This is a genomic window from Candidatus Nitrosotalea sp. TS (genome assembly GCF_011319465.1).
GTDB lineage: Archaea > Thermoproteota > Nitrososphaeria > Nitrososphaerales > Nitrosopumilaceae > Nitrosotalea.
On record NZ_RCMB01000018.1, the window covers coordinates 57,415 to 77,426 of the forward strand.

Sequence of the window (20,012 nt, forward strand, 5' to 3'; positions counted from 1 at the left end):
GAAATTAATGGAAACTGATTGGCAAATGACAAAGTCAGAGACCGCCGCTCCAAGATTATCTGTTTATCAAACCTTCAAGACAAAAAATAAAGAGTTTACAGGAGAGGCCATGCGCCAACGCGGAATAATTATGCATCTTGCAGCAGAGGTTTTGCCTACAAAGAAAACTAGGACTGCCATAGCACACAAACTTGCAGAAAGAAACGGAACTACCTGGCAGAATATTTATTCTGGAATCTTCAGGGACCTCGACGAGATTCTTTTACCATTAGGAATTGTTGAAGAATCTGGCAGGCTTCCGATAAAACGAGGACCCAAGGCTCTTCAAGAACAAGGAGTACCATACTACAAGTTAACTGAAGGAGGTTTGTTGGTTGCTGCCTCTTTGTCAGAGATGGGGCCTGAGCGATTTGGAATCATCAATGAATTTTTTGAGAAAAATCCTAATTCAAAAGACAAGGATCTAAAAAAGTCAGTTCTTACATTGCTTGATATTGCTCCAAATTTTGTTTCCCTGCTGTTAAGAAGATATATCGAGTCATACAGCGAGGGCAAGATAGACAGCCTGATTCCGTTTGATAGCGAGAGTGTAAAAAAGGCGCTAGATGAAACATTGAGGGTTCAGCGCGAGTTGTTGGAGGGATTCTCGTCATTGTCAGATGTAGACAGAGAGCCCATCATGAATTTCCTAAAAAAAGTGGGCTAGTCTCACGAATAATCAAAATCCTTTTCCAAAGGAGCTTGATAATGTTGATAAGGTTATCTAAAACTGAACCTGTCGATTTAATTTGTATTGAGGCATAGGTGATTGCGATGGACGATGAGTTAATTGAGCATGTATTGCACTTGATTGATGCAAAGAAGGGAGACAACGGCAGATTGAGCTACATTCTAAGTATGCTTCAAGAGGACAGGCCGCTATACATCTCTGACAGAAAATATCTTGAATCATTGATCTCAATGTACGCAGAACCATCTAAAAGAAAAGTTGTGCAACAGCAATCTGTTGAAGAACTAAAGACAGAGCTTACACAGGTAAAACAAAGACTTGAAAGATATGAAAAGCGAGGATACAAAAAGGCAATTGGCAGAAAATCTGTTTTCTTTTTTGTTACATTCTTCTTTGGATGGCATGCAATAATACAGCTACTAGCGGGTACTGACTTGATTAACAATCAAAACATCAATCCATATCTCTTGCCGATATACCAGTTAAAGCTGGTAATACCGTCACAGGTCACCACAATCATGGGGCAGTATGGCCTAAGCCTGGAGCAGATTGTCGTGTTTGCTTGGTCACTGATGATGCTGACATGGATAATTCTTGGCTTTGTCTACTTGGTAAAATTCATGCGATCAAGATACAATCCTGCACTGCAACAGACCTAGGATTGTGTAAAGTTGAAATCTTGCGTATAGTCACTGCCACTAAATGCTGTCTTTATTGCATAGTGGGCTGTTCCTGAAACAGTAATCTTGGCTGTTCCCTTTTCCAGATCAGACCAGATAGCTGGATAGTTTCCAGTGTTTTCAATGACTGCACTGTTGGGCATGTTTGATGATGTTCCTGCCACAAGCGGATAGTAGTTGGAACCTTCCAAGTTGGTGTCATATGACTGTCCTATCTCGCCATATCCAATCACTGTTCCATCATCGGAGATGGTATAAGTGATGTATTCAAGAATTACCGTAGTAGTGTTTGGGTTTGTGATGTAAAAGTTGGTTTGCAATGTTGCCTCTCTTGTACTGGTTGAGACAATTGAGGTTCCGTTATAGCTTATAGAGAGAGGCTTGATCTGAGCTGAGACTGCCATAAGTGAGGTAGGAACGTTTGGGCCCTGCGGTACAAGGTTTTTCATCATACCTGAGCCGGGCAGAATAGCAAATGCCGCAATGACCACTATGACCACTACAACTGCCACATAAAGTATTATTTTTGCATCCAACAATATCCAATCGAGTCGCTCTTCAATTAAACCTTTGAGTTGAAAACCCTTATAGTAAAAGTTCTAGGATCTAAATTTGTGCAGTATCACCAAGCAGTAAGAATTGGGCAAGAGAGATCAAGAAAATCACAGATGACTCTGTTTGAGCATGCAGGCTTTGCAATGCTTACACTTACAGTGAAAAAAATCCCAGGGGACATTTGTCCCAGTTGGAGAAAAGGAATTTGTATGCATTGCCCAAAAGCCAGAGGGCTGGGTTGCAATCATAGTAGACGAGGAAGGATACGCAAAAGCGCAGTCAAAGGCCTTGTCTGAAGAACAGGCAAAAGAAATTTTACAAAAAGCAGTTACTGCAGGAATTCAAGAATATGCTGGTGCTGTCAAACTAGTGTAATCTCGGTGCCTTCTGGGCTTCCCCTGATTGCTTTTTCCAGTGTCTTGACATCAGCTTTGAGGATTCGTGTTTTTATTTTTGAGCGCTCAATTACTTTGAGGGCCACAATGTCCATCAGGTCATAGCCACCTGCAACAGAATCTTGGTGCACAAGCATGCTTCGAAGATTTTTGAGTGGAATTTTTTTGAATTTTTTTGCATTCTTGTTTTTGCGCGGATCGGAATCATAGACACCATCCACGTCGGTTGCATTAAGAAATGCACTTGCCCTTACCTTTTCTGCAATTAGTGCTGCAGTTGCATTTGTGCTCTGTCCTGGATGCAGCCCTCCCGTTACCACTATCAGGCCGCTGTCTGCTGCATTTGCTACTTCCTTCAAATTGGTAGGTGGATGGGGATATGCCTTTTCTTGTAGTGCAAAAATTAGCAGCCTTGCGTTGAGTCGCGATACCTCAATGCCAAGTTCGTCAAGCGTTGACTCGTCTGCACCCGATGACCTTGCATGAGAGATGTAGTGCCGTGCTATTTTGCCCCCGCCTGCGATTATGATTGGCTGGCAGATCTTGCTTGATTTTACAAAAAACTCGGCAAATTGCTTCAATGTCTTTGTGTCTTCAAGACCAAATAGGCTGCCTGACAGTTTTATGACAATTCTTTTTCTCATTGCCTGTTTTCACCAAGGATGACTTGTGCTGCAATTTCAACCTTTTTTCTAAATTGTTGCCTTGTATAGATTCGCAAAATATCCATAAATCCCGAGATGGCTGACACCAATGGAATCTCCGAGATTGGCAGCTCATATGCCTCTTTTGGGCCTGCTCCTCTAGTTGATGTAAGAATGATTGACTGGGACTCTTTTTTTGAAGGCGTAAGCGGAATTGATGGTGTCTTTGATATGTCTACAAAGACTTCGGCCTCGCTGACCTTGGCTTTTTTTGCAATGTCATGCTGGAGTTCAGAGGGGTTGACTTTGCCCATCCTTGGTTTCATGAAAATTTTTTCGTAGACGCACTTTAGCAGCCTGCGCTCTTGATAGTCCAGTGCCAGCTGGCTTGCCCTTCGAAGCTCGGAATTTGTCTTGGGCAGGGAAATTAGCTTTGAAATGATAAATTCGTCAGTGAACTGGACATATTTTTCCAAGTTGTCTGTAGCAAGCCCAAGCTCACGGTCTGCAAGCAACATTGATTCAAGCAACATTACTTCTGCTGCTCGTACCGTCTTGTGGAAATAGACTGCCCTGAACATCTGGTACCTGGAAATCATCATTGATTCAAAGGAATGAAGTGCAGACCTGTCAAGGGAAAGCTTTCTTTTATGAACATCAAATGAATTTATGATTCTCTTAAAGTCGATTCTTGCATGTTCTGCTCCTGTAAAATAGCTGTCACGAAGGAGGTAATCCATCATGTCTGCACTGAGGCCCCCAGAAATTATCTCGTTCATGAATTGGTATTTTGAGTTTCCAAATGCAAGGTTGCTGATGAATGTCTTGTCAAAACCATTTTTTGATATGAGATCGCCGATTTCTGACTTTAAGATGAGATTTCTGCCTATTTTTTCATGAGAAATTTTTTTCTTTTTTTGAAGCACCTCTTCGAACAGGTGCGAAAATGGCCCATGACCTATGTCGTGCAGAAGAGCTGCAAGCCTGAGATTTTTCATGTTGTCAGGGCTGAGGTGGCCTTTTTCTTCCAGTATTGATGCTGCCTGGCTTGCAATATGCATGGTACCAAGCGAGTGTTCAAATCTAGAGTGCTGCGCTCCAGGGTAAACTAGATGTGCACCTGCAAGTTGCCTTATCCTGCGAAGCCGCTGAAAGATTGGGTTGTCAATAACATCGGTCTCATGCGTGTAGACACTGGATGAATCCATGTATTGGATCTACAATCTGAAGATATTTTTTTTTCATGTTACTTGACATGTTTTAAAACAATCTGCCTGATGTCTTGATGAATTGCTTGCTTGTGACGGGATGCATTTACAATGTGCCAGCCAAATTGCTTTGCCAACTTTCTGTATGTTTCTGCAATCTTTTGTGCAAACTCGACGTTCTCTTCAAATTTGTCCCGCCTTTCTTTTTTGCGGGAAAATGAATCAGTTACATTTACGTCAAGAAGAATTACAATGTCTTCTTTTGGCAATCCATCATCCAAATTTTCAAGCCATTTCATGTCAAGGCCGTTTACTGTTCCATATACGAGATTTGATTGGTAATATCGATTCATGATTACAACATTATTTTCTGATAATGCATCTTGGATTTCCTTTGCCTTCTCCCACCTGTTTGCTGCAAGAAGACAGTGGATTACTTGTGGGGGAAAATGATCGTTTTCCGCCAAGATAGCGCCTAATCTCTTTGCCAATGGGCGTTGAATAATCTGGAAAGCTGAATATTTTTGATTTTATATTTCTAGTCTTCAAAAACTTTGCCAAAAGTTTTGATTGGGTTTTTTTTCCTGCCTGATCAAAACCCTCTACAACTATAATCATGGAATCCTATTGAATTAGCCTGTAGATAAATTGTAAATTTAATGGTTCTACGCCATGCTTTTTCATTTGACAGGGCAGGTTTGAAAAATCAATACAAATGTTATAATTTCAAATCTACTAGTATCAAAATCTTTGAGATGTTGCAGGTAATGTATACGAATAATGCAATTATTATTATGTAACAAAAATTAACATGGTGTAATGGCTTCAGACACACTTTTCAGAAATGAAAAGATTGTAAAAATTCTATTTGAAACTACACCAGATATGCTAACCATATTAGATAAAGATGGAAAAATCCTTGACTGCAATCATCGTTTTACCGAAAACTTTGGATATGATAAAAGTGAGGCAGTTGGAAAAATTGGCCCAGTCGACATGGTTTCTGACAGAGACAGACAAAAGGCTGTATCAGCATTTAACCAACTGCTGATTGATGGCATTAAGCTAAATGTTCCAATTGAGGTTATGCGAAAAGACAAATCTACATTTCATTCTATTTGGAGTGGTGCAAAATTAAGTGACGAATTAGGAAACTTTGAAGGATATCTGATCACAGGAAAAGATCTTACAGATATCAAAAAGCTGCAGGACGACTTGAAAAAAGAAAAAGATGAGAAATTAATGCTAATTGGGGACATGACGGCAAGAATTGCACATGATCTTCGTAACCCGCTAAATGTAATTATTAATTCAGCGAAACTATTAGAAAGTCAGTTAGAAAACAATCCAGATGAGAATATTTCAAAACGCGTTGCGCCAATTTTAAGATCAGCGGAGAGAATGAGACACCAAGTAGAAGATGTCATGATATATGTTGGTACAAGGCCATTGAATCTGTCTGAGCATTCTGTTCTTGGTTTAATAGCATCATCCATTGAAAACATCATTGTTCCGGATAACATCCAAATCAATTGCGCTAAAAATGATGTCAAGATAATGTGTGATGGAAAACAATTGGATGCAGTCTTTGGAAATTTAATATTAAACTCAATTCAAGCAATAGGTGAAAACAAGGGAACTGTTATTATCAATTGGAAAGTTGACGGAGATCATATTATAATTGATTTCATAGATTCCGGACGCGGCATACCAGACGAAATCATGCACAGAATATTTGAATCATTTTTTACAACAAAACAGATGGGCACTGGATTGGGTCTGATAATCTCTAAAAATATCATAGAGCAACACAGTGGAACATTATCTGTAAAAAATAATCCCACTACTTTTACAGTTACTCTACCAGTAAAATTGGCAGCCTAGTCTATCATCTATTCAAAAAACCAAATCAATCCATAGGTGTTGAACCGGATCGTTAACATTTAATAATCAAAAAGCGCTAAAAACAACAAAATGGGCTTGGGCTATTACATGGTAAAAGAAGTAATGAGAGAGATAGGAAACAAATCAAGAGAGTTCTACGAGTTTGTCCTTCCTCCAGTGGATATGGTAATGCAAAATGACAGCCTTGTTGTAACAATAGACATGCCAGGATTTGATAAAAAAGAGATCAAGGTTAGAATTCATGGGCACATACTATCCATAAATGCAAAAAGAGAAACAATCGGAGAGGGTACAGTAGTATGGCGCCAGAGACCCAACACAGTAGACAAAAAAATCAGACTACCTATGAGGGTAAAAGACGAGGAAGACCTAGGTGCATCTGCAAAATATCATGACGGTGTACTTACACTAACAATTCCGATAAAGACTGGGAAAAATATCACTGTAGAATAATTACCATTCCTCAACCGGACACTATCCAGATATCTTGAATAGATTCTGTGACATAACAGAAAATCGTGGGTAATCGAAATAAGTTCCTCAATGAGATAACTTGCCTTGATAGATCTGCCTTTAGCATTTCGATTGGACTTAGGGCATCAATCTTTGTGATAACTCCACTGATCATAGGATTAGCTACTGGTCATATGGAGTTGATATTTGCAACCATTGGAGCCATGTTTCTGATCAACACAGAAGGGCCTAAGGGTACTACTCTCTCCTTCCGCATCCTGCTCATAGCATGTTTTACTGAAGCAATAGCATTTGGATTTGGAACGCTTGTTGGTACAACTGGTTTTCTTGCAATACCACTAGTTGGGATTGGAGTATTTGTTGTGTTGATTGCAGAGAGATCTCCGAGATTGACACAGGTTGGAATATTCACAGCTATGATCTTTGCAGTTGGAGTGGGTCTTCCAGGCGACTCGACATCGGTAGCTGTAGAAAGACTGTGGTTATCACTGCTTGGCGGACTGTTAGCCTTGCTTGGCATTATGTTGCATCGGTTTCTGATGTCACGCAAAACATCTGGCACGGCAGGCAACACTTTCAAGTCCTCAGTGATACAACAGAAACACTATCCCGAGTATACACGCCCAAGCATTTCGTCGCCGCAACCAGAGACATTACGACATGCCATTGCAGTCGGGGCTGCATCGGCATTTGGATTGACAATTGGACTTGTACTGGGATTTCCAAGAGACTTTTGGGTCCTTGTAACGATAATTATCGCAATGAGGCCAAATATTGGCTTGACCATCAGATTCGCTTCAATGAGAGTCATCGGTACCGTTGTAGGTGCGATAATCGCTGCAGCAATAACGCTTGAGACAAGTAATCTCTATTTGCTTGGGGGACTATTGTTTGTCTTTGCCATCTTTATGTTTGCCACTAGGGGTGTCAATCCTGGATTGGTACAGGTATTTCTTGTACCTTTTATCATCATTCTACTGAACATCATCTATCCTGAACAGTGGCAACTTGCTGGTATACGTATTCTTGATGTAGCCATTGGAGGAGCTATTGCCGTATCTGCAGCCTATCTGCTTGGGATTAGAACTATGCATAATTTTTGGAAAAATAAATGAATCACGGTAAGAATAATCAACGCTCTTTTATTACAATAGTGATTCCCATTATAGCCGCAGAACATATCATGCCGAGCTCTCCCACCAGATGGTTTGCCGCATAAAGGATTGTAGAACCGACAAATATTGCTCCGGACAAGATGCTTCCTGCGAGCAATGTATTTTTTGTTTTTGGCGGATTTTCTCTTACTCTTTTGGTGTCCTCCAAAAACTTTCTAATCTCTGGAACAACTGCAATTGCAGAGTCAACAGACTTTACAAATCTGTTAAACGCAAGCTTGATCTCTTCTATATAAGCATCCTTTACAATATTTTCTTCTTCCAAAATATTTTGCAAGACATTGATGAACCTGAAATGTACCTTGTGTGTAAGATAGATTCCCTCAAGAATTGAAGCCATCCTCATGTAAAGTGCCAGGTGCTTTGGAAGCTTGAATGGAAACCTGCTCATTGTTTTATTTGCAAGCTCCATCAGTGCCTTGACTTCCATCCTGTCAACTTTGGTTCCATACATTGCCTGAATTGACATGCCAATTCCCTGCTCTATTATTCCCCTGTCATATCCTGGCATCAGCATTCCAAGATCATCCATTGCACTTACTGTTCTTGTGGGATCTTTTTCAACAAGCGCAAGATACAGACGTATTAATTTCAGGCGGGTTTTGCTGTCAAGCCTTCCCACCATTCCAAAATCATACAATATCAGAGAGCCATCATTTGTGACAGAAATATTTCCAGGATGCGGGTCTGCATGAAACATTTCATGGCGCAAAAGCATGGTAAAAAATACCTTGTGCGCACGCACAACCAGCTGCTCCCTGTCTATTCCGGCCTCATCTGAGTGCCTTTACGTTGGTTATCTTGATTCCCGGGATGTAATCCATGGTGAGGATGTTTTTGCTTGAATAATCGTCCATGATTGAAGGAATTATCACTTTGGGATAACTTGAGAAATTTCTTCGAATTGCCTTTAGGTTTTGCGATTCTATTTCATAGTCCATTTCCTCATGTATTGTTTCTATGAACTGTGCAAGCATTGCCTCTGCAGAATAGCGCAGATTTGGATCTACAAATCGCATTGCAAATGGAATTATTTTCTTGAGTACCTTGATGTCTTCCTCTACTACTTTTTCTATACCCGGTCGTCTTACTTTGACAATAACATCTTGTCCTTTTACTTTTGCGCGATATACCTGTCCAAGCGATGCTCCAGAGATTGCATTCTTGTCTATATGGTCAAAGTTTCTCTCAATTGGGCCCAGATCATTTTCTATAATTGGTTTTACTTGATCAAATGGAGCTGCCGGCACTTCATCCTGAAGCTTTGCAAGCTCCTCAAGATATGGCTGCGGAAGTATGTCAGCTCTTGATGAAAGCCATTGTCCAAGTTTGATGTATACCGGACCAAGTGAGACAAATATTTTGAGCGCTTTTCGCGCATTTTTTTGATATCGTGTCAGGTCTACATTTTTTCCTTCTCTTCTTACCCATTCTCTTCTGTCCTTTCGCAAAGATATGACAAGGGGCAAAAGTTTGAGGAAGGTCCGAATTGTTCTATATTTTGAAATGCCAGATTCCCTCCTAGAAATCCTTCAGTTTTTTTACTAATGAATATCCCATGTATCCTGTTGCAATGGATGCAAGCAGTCCTGTAACGCCAGCTGTAACTGCTGCAAAAGGCTTGTTCTTTTGTAATTTGTAGACTTCGGAAGCTACTTTTTTTCCGCCCCAATAAGCACTTGCAATACCGATTAAAAATTCTGGCGCATCATGTATCAGATGGCCCAGAGGATCATTTCTAGGATCTACCTTATCCACATGGACAAGATACTTGTCTTCATATTCTCGAATGTGGAGATTGCCATATCGAAATTGTCTGATGGCTCCATTTTTTTGACCCAACTTTGTTTCTTCAGCACCTTCCAGCATGAAAGGGCGAACTTCTTTTGGGACTTCGATTTCATCCGAAGCCATGTTCAAAAAATGATCATTCTCTAAATAATAACTTTAGCTTACTTCTTGTGCCTTTTCTTCTGCAGGGGCCTTGGTTTTTTTCTTTATCTTAAAGACTATACCACCAATTCCTGCTGCAATGGCAACAAGAATTACCAGCTGTAGTTGTGAAAAGCTCCCATCTGATTGTGGTACTGGCGTTCCAAATGATACAGTGTCTACCTGTGTAATTGTGTGTGATTGCAATAGTGTATCTTTGTATGTCAGTGTAACCAGAACCTTTTGATTTCCTGATAATTGTCCTGTTGTTGATGATTGGACTGGCACATTAAACGGAGTTGGTGCATCAATATCGATATCACCAATGTACTGTGTCGCTTCCTTAATTGTTGAATTTTCCAACGGATCAATTGTTGCTACTGCAAACTGGCCCTTGACATTTCCTTGGTTGAGAACATTTCCAATTATCATTTGCTGGCTGGCAATCTCTGATGCTTGAACGCCGTAAACTGATACATCTATTACCGGTCTGATATATGTGGCAAAGTTTTGCGTTTCTATAACTGTAGAACCATCCTTGGTATACTGCATGTTCACAGCAAAATCTACTGCTTGGTCTTGGATATTTTGATCCGCAAAGACTGGAATTTGTATAGCGTTACTCTCCAATGGATTTATTTCCTGAACAAACCACTTGTTGTCCTGAAGAATCTTAAAGTCTGGAGAATTTGGTGTTACGGTAATTGATATGTCAGAAATTTTTGATGGAGATGTATTTTGCAGGCCCAAAGTAAGATTTTGCATGACACCCATCAAGATATACGATGGTGTTGACAATTTGATTACAGAAGTAGTTGCAGGCCCTACAATAAGATCAACAGTTCTTGTATCTGATATTTGGTTTCCTTGTCCGTCAAAGTAGTTCAATGTAAATGGTATGTGCAATGTCTGTCCTGCCAGATCCTGTGTCACAAATATGTTAAACGAGTAGGAACTTGATGAACCTGCAGGTATAGTACCTACATTCCAGTGGTGTTGATCTATTACAACGTTCTGCAAGTTAGATCCCGTATTGGATGCATTTGATTGCGAGTTTAGCGTAATGTCTACATTATTGAGACCTGCAGTACCCGCATTAGAGACTTTGACTGTAACTTGATTGTTTGATGCAGGCTGTAAGAATGCGTCATCTGCTTTCATGTTAAGAAGCCCTTTTCCTGTTAGCTTGAAATTAAAGTCAAAGAAGACCTGGCGCAGTCCATTTTCCCTGACCACAGAATAAGTCAGTTTGGCTGTTCCAGAATAGTCGTGTACGATCAGTGACTTGTCCACGTTTAGGTAGAATGTAAGCGTAAACGAGCTACCAGTCGTTGCAGACTGCGTATTATCAGCCTCAATTACCCCTCCTGCTGAGGTGGCAGGTGAAAATTGCGCAGGCAGGGCTAGGAATCCATCAATTCCAGTAATATCTTCGGTACCTACATTTGCAAACACCATTGTAAATGGAACATTTTTGTCCCCTGGCTGGACCTCAATCTTTTGGTTTGGATATCCAAAGTATGCATCAAGTAGCTTGACGTCTGTAAATTCGTGCGTAAATGGTGATGCCCCTGGCAGGGCTTGCTCTGGTGCGCTTTGTGCATAGCTTGGAACCACTAGATAACCCATGAGAATTATTGCTGCCAGTAGAATAGTTTTGTAAATCATGCCATGCTTGCCTCCAATTCCCCTTCAACAATTCTGCCGTCTTTTATTGTTATTATTTTGTCGACGTCACCAAACTGGGGCCTGTCGTGTGTTACAATTATGAAAGTCTGGTTGAGTTTTCTGTTCAATGATTTTAAGAGATGGACTGTGGTTTCTGCCGATATAGAGTCCAGGTTTCCTGTTGGTTCATCTGCCAAAACAATTGCTGGCTTGTTTATCAATGCTCTTGTGATTGCCACCCTTTGGGCCTGACCGCCGGAAATTTTATTTGCAAATTTTTTCAGCTGGGATTCTAGTCCCACTGTTTTAAGAAGCATTCTTGCTTCTTCTGTTGCACCATCCAGTGTTCCTTGAATTCTTCTTGGAAGAAGAACATTCTCCAAAACTGTCAGATCTGACAATAGATTTGAAAATTGGAATATGAATCCCAGTTTTGAATTTCTAAAAGAAGAGAGATGGTTATCGTCAAGCGTAGATGTGTCAGCACCATCAACGAGTATTTGCCCCCTTGTTGGTCTATCAAGCAGACCTATCATGTTCAGTAGCGTTGATTTGCCAGAACCAGAGCTTCCTACTATCAGGATAAACTCGCCTCTCTTAACAGCGAAATTGATGTTTTGCAATGCCCTTACGGCTGTCTCGGCTTCGCCATATACCTTTTCAACATTGTGTACTTCTAGCACGTTATCAGGCAAATCTCATGGCCTCCACCGGTTCTAGCTTGGTAGCCTTGAATGCTGGATAAATTGATGCAATAATTGCAAGCACAAATGCCATAATATCTGTTTGAGCAATTCCCATCCAATTGTATTGCACCTCTAATGCAAGACTTCCTTGGAATGTCATGTGAGTTTCCTTTGCATATACGGTATACCCTATTCCCATTGCAGTTCCAAGGCCTGCGCCAATTGCACCTATAACCATTCCTTGAAATATGAACACCAATAATACGTCCTTTCTCTTTGCACCAATTGCGCGCATTACACCAATATCTCGAGTCTTGCTTGATACCTGCATCATTTGGATAGTAACAACAGCAAAAGCTGACGACATCATTCCAAAGTAGCCAACTAAGTTGATTAGTGCAATGCCTGATCGGAAACCTGCAAGTTGTACTTCTGCTGCTTGTTCTATTGTTTGAGCTTTGAATTTATCTGCAGATGACGGGAATGCACTAAGAAATAGCTCTGAAACATAATCTGCCTTGGATGGATCATTTAGTCTTACAATGATTTCCGAGCTTTGGCCTGGTCTATCCATTATTTCCCGTAGCGTATCAATATTGATGATCACACCGTTATCATTACCCTGGTTGCCAGCAGTTTGAGAAATTCCAACAATTACAAATCTCTTGAGTACATCATTACCAAATTGGTCTTTGAATTTTATTTTTACAGTATCACCAATTTGTGGATATCCTAGATCTCTGTCAACTAACGCACCTAAGACTATCGAGTCTCTGTATGAAACATACTGACCTTTTACAGTTTGATAAAGAGTAGATGCTTTTACATCCCACTCTGGTTTTACGCCAAGCACGGGAACAGGGACATTAACATCTTGGATTAGTTGGCCATTTACGGTTGAGTTGATTGATAGTGCTGAATAATCAAGCCTTGGTGCAGCTGCCTGAACATATGGAATTCTGTCAAGCCAGTTTACCAACATAAAATCTGATCTTGTGATAAAGTCTCCCCTTTTTGAAATGAAGACATGCCCAAATCGATAATTTGTTAGATCTCTTACGATTGCGTTGTAAAGACCCTGGAAAATAACAGAATTAACCTGAACCACTAGGATTGCAATTGCTACTGCAAGACTTGCTGCAATAAGGCTGCCCTTGCGCCTAGTGATGAATCTAATACCTATCTGTGCCCTGTAATCCACGAAGGATCAAGAATTAGTCTTATATTTAATATTTTGTTAGGTCTTTATTTAAGAACAAGACAATTATATATACAAGATGTACTGAATTCTAATAATAGTGGAAGAGTAGCATATAGAATGGACAAATTAGACATGGAGATCCTGTCACGTTTGCTAAATAACTGCAGAACGCCTGACAGTCAGATAGGCAAGGAGATTGGGGTATCAGGAGTAGCTGTAAAATCAAGAATTCAGAAAATGATTAAACAAAAAATCATTGAACAATTTACATTAAAAATAGAGCCGCCAGTTTTTGGCTACAGTGTATTATATTTCGTGGTAATAGGAAAAAAACTTGATTACATTTTAGACAAGATACGACTTGTCGGAGAACCGTTCTTTGTTGTTCCATGTGTTGGAGGAGTTACGGTATGCAGCATTGTGGTAAAAGAAAATCCAGAACATGCAATGGAGATTGCAAAAAACATTCTAAGAGATGTCAGGGTTCTTAGCATATTTGAGGCAAAAAATCCAGAGATAAGATCTGACTTGACAAAAACTGACATTGAGATAATTGACATATTGTTAAAGGACCCACGGTTGAAAATAGAGGAGATTGCCAAGCTTTCGGGTTTTTCCACAAAAACAATAGCAAGATCACTTGACAAGCTGCAAAACGACGAGGCCATTCTATTTACTTTGATTTACAATCCAAGAAAGATGGGGAAAAACATTCCGTTTGCAATTCTTGTTACAGTGGATGGAGACATTAAAGGAACCTTATCCAGACTAGAGAAAAAGTTTGAAGAGTCATTTTTGCAAAAGCCATTTGTGCACCAAAACCAGATAGTGTTATTTTTCCATAGCGATGACATTTACAAGATTGACGAGCTAAGCCAAAAAGTTCATGAAGTTAGTGGAATACAGTCAGTTGATCTTTTCATTCCAAAAGAGATTAACTTTGTACAGAAATGGATTAAAAATGCCATAATGCACACAAAGAAATCAAAGAGACTTCATCTGGTTCCCGAGATACGTTCATAAAATATCCAAGCTGTATTTTGTTCCATGCGAAAGAAAATTTTCAAGGGTAAAGTTCTTTCCCTTAGTGTTTACAAATTATCAATTGGAGGACGCAAGGTAACAAGAGAAGTAATCGAGCACCCAGGCGCTTCTGCCATGATTGCAATAGAGGATGGCAAACTGCTGCTTGTGAAACAACACAGATATCCTCATGGATTTGTGCTTGAGATCCCTGCCGGGACGCTAAACCGGGGTGAAAATCCACGAAAATGTGCGTTCCGGGAGCTAAAAGAGGAGACTGGCTATGCGGCAAAGAAGATGACCCCGCTTGTCAAGTACTATCCTTCAATTGGATACAACAGAGAAGTGATTCACTGCTTTGTGGCATCTGGAATCAAAAAGGTATCAGGACTGAAACTTGACGAAGACGAGATAATATCTGTAGTAAAGATTGATTTTAAAAAAGTGCTAAAGATGGTTTTGTCAGGAAAGATTGCTGATTCAAAGACAATTTGTGCAGTGCTGACATATGCAATGAAAAAGAAGATCTACGTATAGACTGGCTTTACAAGATCTGCAATATCAGCCCAGCATCTGGCAAGTTTTTCAAGCGTATACACCAAGTCCAAAAATTGTATTGATACTTGTTTTTTTGGCTCAAGCGATGATCGTATGTCAGAAATTTTCTTTTGGTAATTTCTAAATGACTTGATTGCCTCAATTGCAAGCAATCTGTTGTTTTCAATAAATGATGTAATGGCCTTGTCATGTATGTTTTCAATCTCTACTGCCAAGAGGTGAAGCTTTTTTGCATCTGTTTTGGAGCTGCCAAGTTCCGGTATTGAATTTGCAAGCTCTACAATTGTGTCACCCGCAGTTTCCATGAGATTTGCTGCAATTCGATAATCCAAGATGTCAATGTTTCCCAAATTGAATGCAGTTGCAAGCTTCTTGTCTACCATTGCGCTGCGAATCAGCCTGACTAGCAAGAAATATTGCCTGTCGATTTCATCATCCCTGCTTGGAATTGTCTGCAGTACTGTCTTGTCATCTGATGTAAGCGAGTTTATTGTATCACGGAACAGGCCAAGTGCAATTGAGCTCATCCTTTTTAGGATCTTGTCGGGGCTGAGCGTTGTAGCATCTAGGAGAAATTGCACGTTGACATTTGTGGCATCTTCATCGACAATTTCCATGCCAACAAGTCTTCGCATAAGGCCACGAATTCTTTCCCTGTCTCCAACTGAGATTGCAGATTTTCCTTTTATCTTGATTATATCATATCCCAGAAGATATGCCCCAGTGATGTCTGCGCTAATGTTTTCTTCCTTGGATACGGGATACTGTATGACGACTTCTTTTGGTACTTTGCTGCTTCCAGTAAGTGTAATTGATATGCTGTTGGCTCCTGTCTCGATTTCCACCTCATCGCTTTTTTCAAGCTTGTTTGATTCCACCCACTCGCTTGGAAGCGATACCAGGATGCTGCTTCCTATCTTTTGCAGGCGCCGAATGAATTTAGTCAATTTATACTAGTATAAACAATATAATGATCATTTTTATATTTTTATCAAAATTTAAACTAGCTATGCAGGCAGCAGCCTTTGCTCCGGGGCACATAACTGGCTTTTTCAAGGCAGAAGTAGAGCCGATAAAGCCGGAACTGAAGGGATCCATCGGGGCCGGATTTTGCATAAAAGAAGGCGTCACAACAAAGGTAAAGATTACAACATCTGACAAGCCCGGCTTTGGGATTACTGTTACGGGTTACAAGTCTGACAATACGCAGGTATCAGAATTTGTTGCAAGAGAATTTTTAAAAATTACCAAGGCAAATTATTTTTTTGAGATAGAGCATCACAGCGAGATTCCCGTTGGATATGGCCTGGGCTCTAGCGGTGCTGTTGCACTTAGTTTGGCATTTGCACTAAACAAAGCTCTTGGGACAAATCTTTCTCGGACACAGGTAGGGCAGATAGCTCACAATGCAGAGATTCACTGCAAGACAGGACTTGGCACTGTGTTATCGTCATATCATGGGGGATTTGAGATTAGAACAAAGCACGGTGCGCCAGGAATTGGCAGCCTCAAAAAGATTCACACGGATTATTCTGCAATTGTAATTTGTTTTTCGCCAATATCCACAAAGAAATTCATTGGAACACAACTCTCAAAGATAAACGGCCTTGGCGGAAAGATGGTTACAAAATTACTCAAGTCACGCGACCAGATGGAGTTTTTGGACATGTCGCTAGAGTTTGCAAAATATGTTGGAGTTATCACTCCAAAGATGCAGCAGGTAATTGATGACTTGCAGCAGCACGGGTTCAAGTGCGGCATTGCAATGTTTGGAGAAACGGTATTCACATTAATACCAAAGGCAAGAGAGCCTGAAGTTCTTCAAGTCTTAGAAAAATATCATGACGGAATAATTATCAAGACAGAGATTGATAAAAGCGGAGCTAGAGCGTCCTAGTGCTTATTCCAAGATCTCATCCCAGGGCTGCATCCCTGCATGTCAGAGAGAAACTGGTTCTGGGATACAAAAAGGGCCTGGTTGTAGAAGAGGGGCTCTTGGCACATGGCAGAGGCGAGATGTTTGATTATCTCATTGGCGAGAAGACTTTGAAGACCTCTCATGGTGCCATAAAGGCTGCGTCTCACATGCTGCTCTTGGCAAAAAGGCCTGTCATATCTGTAAACGGCAACCTGGCTGCCCTTTGTCCAAAGGAGATAGTCATGCTTGCAAAAATAACTCGGGCAGAGATTGAGGTAAACCTGTTTTATGCAAGCGAGAAAAGAAAAAAGGCAATAGCTGGTACGCTGAAAAAAAATGGCGCAAAGCAGATACTCGGACTTGATTCCAAGTTTTCACAAAAGATTCCAGACCTTGAGAGTGCAAGAAGAGTTGTTGACGAGCGCGGCATATTCATCGCAGATGTTGTATTGGTGCCTCTAGAAGACGGCGACAGGACAATGGCACTGAAAAAACTTGGAAAAAAGGTGATAACATTTGATCTCAACCCAATGTCGCGCACCGCACAGACTGCAGATATCACCATAGTTGATAACGTAACGAGGGGAATGCTGGCTCTTGATTGAATCCTGCAAAAAAATGTCAAAGTCTTGCCTTGACAAAAAATTCAAGTTTGACAACAAAAAAAACCTGAGTCAGTCCATCGCCATAATAAAAAATAATCTTGGGAGAATGGCACATGCCTAAATCCGTAAGAGACATTACCTCGATGAAAAATTTCGAAAAAATTACCGTCATCACTGCATATGATTACACCACTGCACAACTTTGCGACAAGGCAGGCGTTGAGATCTTGCTTGTGGGCGACAGCGGAGGGATGGTGATGCTAGGCTATGAAAATACCATTCCTGTTACCATGGAGCAGATGTGTTTTTTTACAGAGGCGGTAAGCAGGGGCAGAAAGGACGCGATGGTTGTAGCAGACATGCCTTTCATGTCATACCAGGCAAGCAAGTCGCAGGCAATTGAAAATGCTGGCAGACTTGTCAAGTCAGGAGCTGACGCAGTGAAACTAGAAGGCGGAATTGAGATAAAAGATACTGTCAGGTCAATTGTAGATATAGGCATACCAGTAATGGGGCACATTGGGTTCCAGCCGCAGACTACTACCCTGCAGGAGGGCTACAGGGTGCAGGCAAAGACAAAGGATGCGGCACTGAGTTTAATCCAGAACGCAAAGGCACTTGAAAAAGCTGGCGCCTTTAGCATTGCGCTTGAAATGGTAACACAGGAGATATCAAAGATAATAACAGAATCAATTGGCATTCCCACAATAGGGATTGGCTCAGGCCCCGACTGCGACGGGCAGGTGTTAGTTGTGCATGATGTTTTGGGCTTGTTTGAAAAGCTAAAGCCAAAATTTGCCAAGCGATATCTTGAGCTTGCAGGAGACATTGTAAAAGCAGTTACATCCTACAAAGAGGACGTGGTATCTGGCAAGTTTCCAACACAGGAGCATTCGTTTTCAATTGACAAAGCAGAACTTGAAAGGTTGAGAAAAGAGATTGCGTGAACATCCATCGCTTGATATTGTAAGCTCTGACGGCTCTGAGCTTGCCGGAAAAAAAATTGTCTTGTGCATTACAGGAAGCGTCGCTGCATACAAGGCAATAGAACTTGCAAGGCTTTTGATGCGGCATGGCGGAGACGTCACCTGTGTTGCAAGCAAGGCTGCAACTGATCTGATAAAGCCAAGCTACTTCAAGTGGGCAACTGGAAACGAAGTGATTACAAAACTTACCGGAGACTTGGAGCACATCAGGGTTGCAGACTACAAGCAGTCTGACATGATTGTTGTGTATCCATGCACTGCAAATACGCTTGGAAAACTTGCAAATGGGATAGACGATACGCCAATCTCTACAGTATTGAGCGTAGGGTTTGGCTCCAAGATTCCCATTGTGGTATCACTTGCCATGCACCAGTCCATGTATGAGAATCCGGCAGTTGTGAAAAATATTGAATTTCTAAAAAGCAAGGTGTGGTTTATTTCTCCGCAATTTGTAGAGGGAAAGGCAAAGGCTGCTGAACCCGAGCAAGTCCTAGATTTTGTATTGAAAAAATATGGCGCATCTTCCATCCTGCAAGGAAAAAAAGTGTTGATTACTGCAGGACCCACCATGGAATACATCGACCCGGTACGTGTCATAACCAACCAGAGCTCAGGCAGGACTGGCGTTTTGCTGGCAAGGGAGCTTGTCTTGTCAGGCGCCAAGGTCACATTTGTGTATGGCCCGGGTGCAGAGCCTGCTCCAAAGGGCGTCAAGGTGGTAAGGGTAAAGACAAGTGCGGAGATGCGAGATGCAGTAAGGCGTGAGATGAGGCAGAGATTTGACATTGTTGTGCTTGCTGCCGCAGTCTCAGATTATACCGTAGAGAGTCCGGGCAAGACCAAGATCAAGAGCAACTCTGACAGAATTATTCTAAAGCTGAAAAAAGTTCCAAAGATAATCAATGAGGTAAAAAAAATTCAAAAAGATGTCTTTCTTGTTGGATTCAAGGCAGAGACAGATGTGTCACAGGAAAAATTGATTTCCTTGTCGCGCAAGAAATTGGTAGAATCACATGCTGACATGATAATTGCAAATGATATTGGAAAAAGATACAGGAAAAACCCAAATCAGAACAATGTCATCATAGTTGATTCCAAAAAAGAATCGATATCAGGATGGAAAGACAAGGAGAAAATTGCAAGATTTGTTTGCCGCGATATAGAATCCCGGTTTAGAAGATCAAGTTAGAAGAATCGTCGATTTTAAGTAAATTCCTCAGGTTTTGTGTCATAATATGATGCGACATACTGGTGTACAAATAATTCTAGACACAGATTAGATTGCATGAATACAGAGAGGGTTTTGATTGATAATAAATCTGTCAGCAGAAAAGAACTGGACATACTCCTTGAAGCCATGGCAAAGTCATCAAATAGGAAAAAAATTCTGGTTCGTTTCAAATTCAAATACGTAAGAATGGAATTTCGAGAGTGGCTGACCCGCAAGCAGTACAATGCGCTGCGAACTATTAATTGCCTGGAATTTTGTACCGTTATGTGATTTTTTACAGTATGGTATATCCAATTGTTTGTATGGTCAGAGGTGTTTTGATTTGTAACAGTCTTTGCATATCTCAACTGTCTTGCCATATCTTTTGGAATAGTATGAATCAAGTTCCCTGTGCAAGTTACAAGATGGACAGAGGCCAAAATTCATGGTATTACATAC

General features: G+C 40.8%; 21 protein-coding genes and 2 pseudogenes. 11 read left to right on the forward strand and 12 right to left on the reverse strand.

Annotated elements, in window-relative coordinates:
• Nucleotides 1-25 precede the first annotated feature (25 nt).
• Together DYY67_RS08500 and DYY67_RS08505 are read left to right on the forward strand one after the other, a co-directional pair.
• Nucleotides 26-706 carry a hypothetical protein gene (locus DYY67_RS08500; protein ID WP_166392465.1) on the forward strand — a complete coding sequence of 227 codons (681 nt, stop codon included), beginning with the start codon at nucleotides 26-28 and terminating at the stop codon, nucleotides 704-706.
• A gap of 107 nt (nucleotides 707-813) precedes the next feature.
• Entirely contained in the window at nucleotides 814-1,389 is a 576-nt protein-coding gene (locus DYY67_RS08505) for a hypothetical protein (protein ID WP_166392466.1), read from the forward strand.
• On the opposite strand, the gene DYY67_RS08510 is transcribed toward DYY67_RS08505, so the two are convergent.
• The 5 genes and pseudogenes from DYY67_RS08510 to DYY67_RS11085 form a co-directional block, all read right to left on the reverse strand.
• Nucleotides 1,386-1,946 (reverse strand): hypothetical protein, encoded by a 561-nt coding sequence (locus DYY67_RS08510; RefSeq protein WP_166392467.1) that lies wholly within the window; start codon nucleotides 1,944-1,946, stop codon nucleotides 1,386-1,388. The two genes, DYY67_RS08505 and DYY67_RS08510, sit on opposite strands and share 4 nt — an antisense overlap.
• A 380-nt stretch (nucleotides 1,947-2,326) precedes the next feature.
• Entirely contained in the window at nucleotides 2,327-3,004 is a 678-nt protein-coding gene (gene pyrH, locus DYY67_RS08520) for a UMP kinase (protein ID WP_166392468.1), read from the reverse strand.
• Nucleotides 3,001-4,212 carry an HD domain-containing protein gene (locus DYY67_RS08525; RefSeq protein ID WP_255493062.1) on the reverse strand — a complete coding sequence of 404 codons (1,212 nt, stop codon included), beginning with the start codon at nucleotides 4,210-4,212 and terminating at the stop codon, nucleotides 3,001-3,003. Before DYY67_RS08525 ends, pyrH begins: the two co-directional genes overlap by 4 nt.
• Before the next feature lie 38 nt (nucleotides 4,213-4,250).
• Complete coding sequence (locus tag DYY67_RS08530; protein WP_255493063.1) at nucleotides 4,251-4,703, reverse strand: dTMP kinase; 453 nt, start codon at nucleotides 4,701-4,703, stop codon at nucleotides 4,251-4,253.
• Nucleotides 4,704-4,713: 10 nt separating this feature from the next.
• Nucleotides 4,714-4,830: pseudogene (locus DYY67_RS11085) on the reverse strand (dTMP kinase); the annotation flags it as partial.
• Nucleotides 4,831-5,031: 201 nt separating this feature from the next.
• Between DYY67_RS11085 and DYY67_RS08535 the strand changes: the two are divergent.
• The 3 genes from DYY67_RS08535 to DYY67_RS11690 all read left to right on the forward strand — a co-directional run bounded on the left by DYY67_RS08535 (nucleotide 5,032) and on the right by DYY67_RS11690 (nucleotide 7,706).
• Nucleotides 5,032-6,096: a two-component system sensor histidine kinase NtrB gene (locus DYY67_RS08535; protein WP_166392469.1), complete on the forward strand. Its 1,065-nt coding sequence runs from the start codon at nucleotides 5,032-5,034 to the stop codon at nucleotides 6,094-6,096.
• Nucleotides 6,097-6,204: 108 nt separating this feature from the next.
• Nucleotides 6,205-6,570: an archaeal heat shock protein Hsp14 gene (gene hsp14 / locus DYY67_RS08540; protein ID WP_320416027.1), complete on the forward strand. Its 366-nt coding sequence runs from the start codon at nucleotides 6,205-6,207 to the stop codon at nucleotides 6,568-6,570.
• Between the two features lie 65 nt (nucleotides 6,571-6,635).
• Nucleotides 6,636-7,706 carry an FUSC family protein gene (locus DYY67_RS11690; RefSeq protein ID WP_166392471.1) on the forward strand — a complete coding sequence of 357 codons (1,071 nt, stop codon included), beginning with the start codon at nucleotides 6,636-6,638 and terminating at the stop codon, nucleotides 7,704-7,706.
• 16 nt (nucleotides 7,707-7,722) lie between these two features.
• Here the strand turns inward: DYY67_RS11690 and DYY67_RS11695 are convergent, their stop codons facing one another.
• Genes DYY67_RS11695 through DYY67_RS08570 form a run of 6 tightly spaced genes read right to left on the reverse strand, consistent with a single transcriptional unit; the run spans nucleotide 7,723 to nucleotide 13,253 of the window.
• Nucleotides 7,723-8,511: an AarF/UbiB family protein gene (locus DYY67_RS11695; protein ID WP_320416028.1), complete on the reverse strand. Its 789-nt coding sequence runs from the start codon at nucleotides 8,509-8,511 to the stop codon at nucleotides 7,723-7,725.
• 28 nt (nucleotides 8,512-8,539) lie between these two features.
• A complete protein-coding gene (locus DYY67_RS11700) occupies nucleotides 8,540-9,235 on the reverse strand; it encodes an ABC1 kinase family protein (RefSeq protein WP_320416029.1) in 696 nt (231 codons plus the stop codon).
• A gap of 52 nt (nucleotides 9,236-9,287) precedes the next feature.
• Nucleotides 9,288-9,680, reverse strand: a complete 393-nt coding sequence (locus DYY67_RS08555; protein ID WP_166392472.1) for a hypothetical protein — start codon at nucleotides 9,678-9,680, stop codon at nucleotides 9,288-9,290.
• A 33-nt stretch (nucleotides 9,681-9,713) separates the two neighbouring features.
• Nucleotides 9,714-11,366 carry a COG1361 S-layer family protein gene (locus DYY67_RS08560; protein ID WP_166392473.1) on the reverse strand — a complete coding sequence of 551 codons (1,653 nt, stop codon included), beginning with the start codon at nucleotides 11,364-11,366 and terminating at the stop codon, nucleotides 9,714-9,716.
• Complete coding sequence (locus tag DYY67_RS08565) at nucleotides 11,363-12,049, reverse strand: ATP-binding cassette domain-containing protein (RefSeq protein WP_166392474.1); 687 nt, start codon at nucleotides 12,047-12,049, stop codon at nucleotides 11,363-11,365. The genes DYY67_RS08560 and DYY67_RS08565 overlap by 4 nt, the downstream gene beginning before the upstream one ends.
• A 4-nt stretch (nucleotides 12,050-12,053) precedes the next feature.
• A complete protein-coding gene (locus DYY67_RS08570; RefSeq protein WP_166392475.1) occupies nucleotides 12,054-13,253 on the reverse strand; it encodes an FtsX-like permease family protein in 1,200 nt (399 codons plus the stop codon).
• Nucleotides 13,254-13,370: 117 nt separating this feature from the next.
• Between DYY67_RS08570 and DYY67_RS08575 the strand changes: the two genes are divergently transcribed.
• A complete protein-coding gene (locus DYY67_RS08575) occupies nucleotides 13,371-14,276 on the forward strand; it encodes an Lrp/AsnC family transcriptional regulator (protein WP_166392476.1) in 906 nt (301 codons plus the stop codon).
• 24 nt (nucleotides 14,277-14,300) lie between these two features.
• On the forward strand, nucleotides 14,301-14,813 hold the full coding sequence (locus DYY67_RS08580) for an NUDIX hydrolase (RefSeq protein WP_166392477.1): 513 nt from the start codon (nucleotides 14,301-14,303) through the stop codon (nucleotides 14,811-14,813).
• Here the strand turns inward: DYY67_RS08580 and DYY67_RS08585 are convergent.
• The gene (locus DYY67_RS08585; RefSeq protein ID WP_166392478.1) at nucleotides 14,804-15,781 is read right to left on the reverse strand and encodes a phosphate signaling complex PhoU family protein; all 978 of its coding nucleotides are present in this window, start codon (nucleotides 15,779-15,781) and stop codon (nucleotides 14,804-14,806) included. The two genes, DYY67_RS08580 and DYY67_RS08585, sit on opposite strands and share 10 nt — an antisense overlap.
• Nucleotides 15,782-15,843: 62 nt before the next feature.
• On the opposite strand from DYY67_RS08585, the gene DYY67_RS08590 reads away from it, so the two are divergent.
• From DYY67_RS08590 to coaBC, 4 genes and pseudogenes are all read left to right on the forward strand, one after another.
• On the forward strand, nucleotides 15,844-16,731 hold the full coding sequence (locus tag DYY67_RS08590; RefSeq protein WP_166392479.1) for a pantoate kinase: 888 nt from the start codon (nucleotides 15,844-15,846) through the stop codon (nucleotides 16,729-16,731).
• Nucleotides 16,731-17,478: pseudogene (locus DYY67_RS08595) on the forward strand (phosphopantothenate/pantothenate synthetase). The gene DYY67_RS08590 and the pseudogene DYY67_RS08595 overlap by 1 nt, the downstream one beginning before the upstream one ends.
• Nucleotides 17,471-18,304 (forward strand): 3-methyl-2-oxobutanoate hydroxymethyltransferase, encoded by an 834-nt coding sequence (gene panB, locus DYY67_RS08600; protein WP_166392480.1) that lies wholly within the window; start codon nucleotides 17,471-17,473, stop codon nucleotides 18,302-18,304. Before DYY67_RS08595 ends, panB begins: the two are co-directional and overlap by 8 nt.
• A complete protein-coding gene (gene coaBC, locus DYY67_RS08605; protein WP_166392481.1) occupies nucleotides 18,297-19,532 on the forward strand; it encodes a bifunctional phosphopantothenoylcysteine decarboxylase/phosphopantothenate--cysteine ligase CoaBC in 1,236 nt (411 codons plus the stop codon). The genes panB and coaBC overlap by 8 nt, the downstream gene beginning before the upstream one ends.
• Nucleotides 19,533-20,012 lie beyond the last annotated feature (480 nt).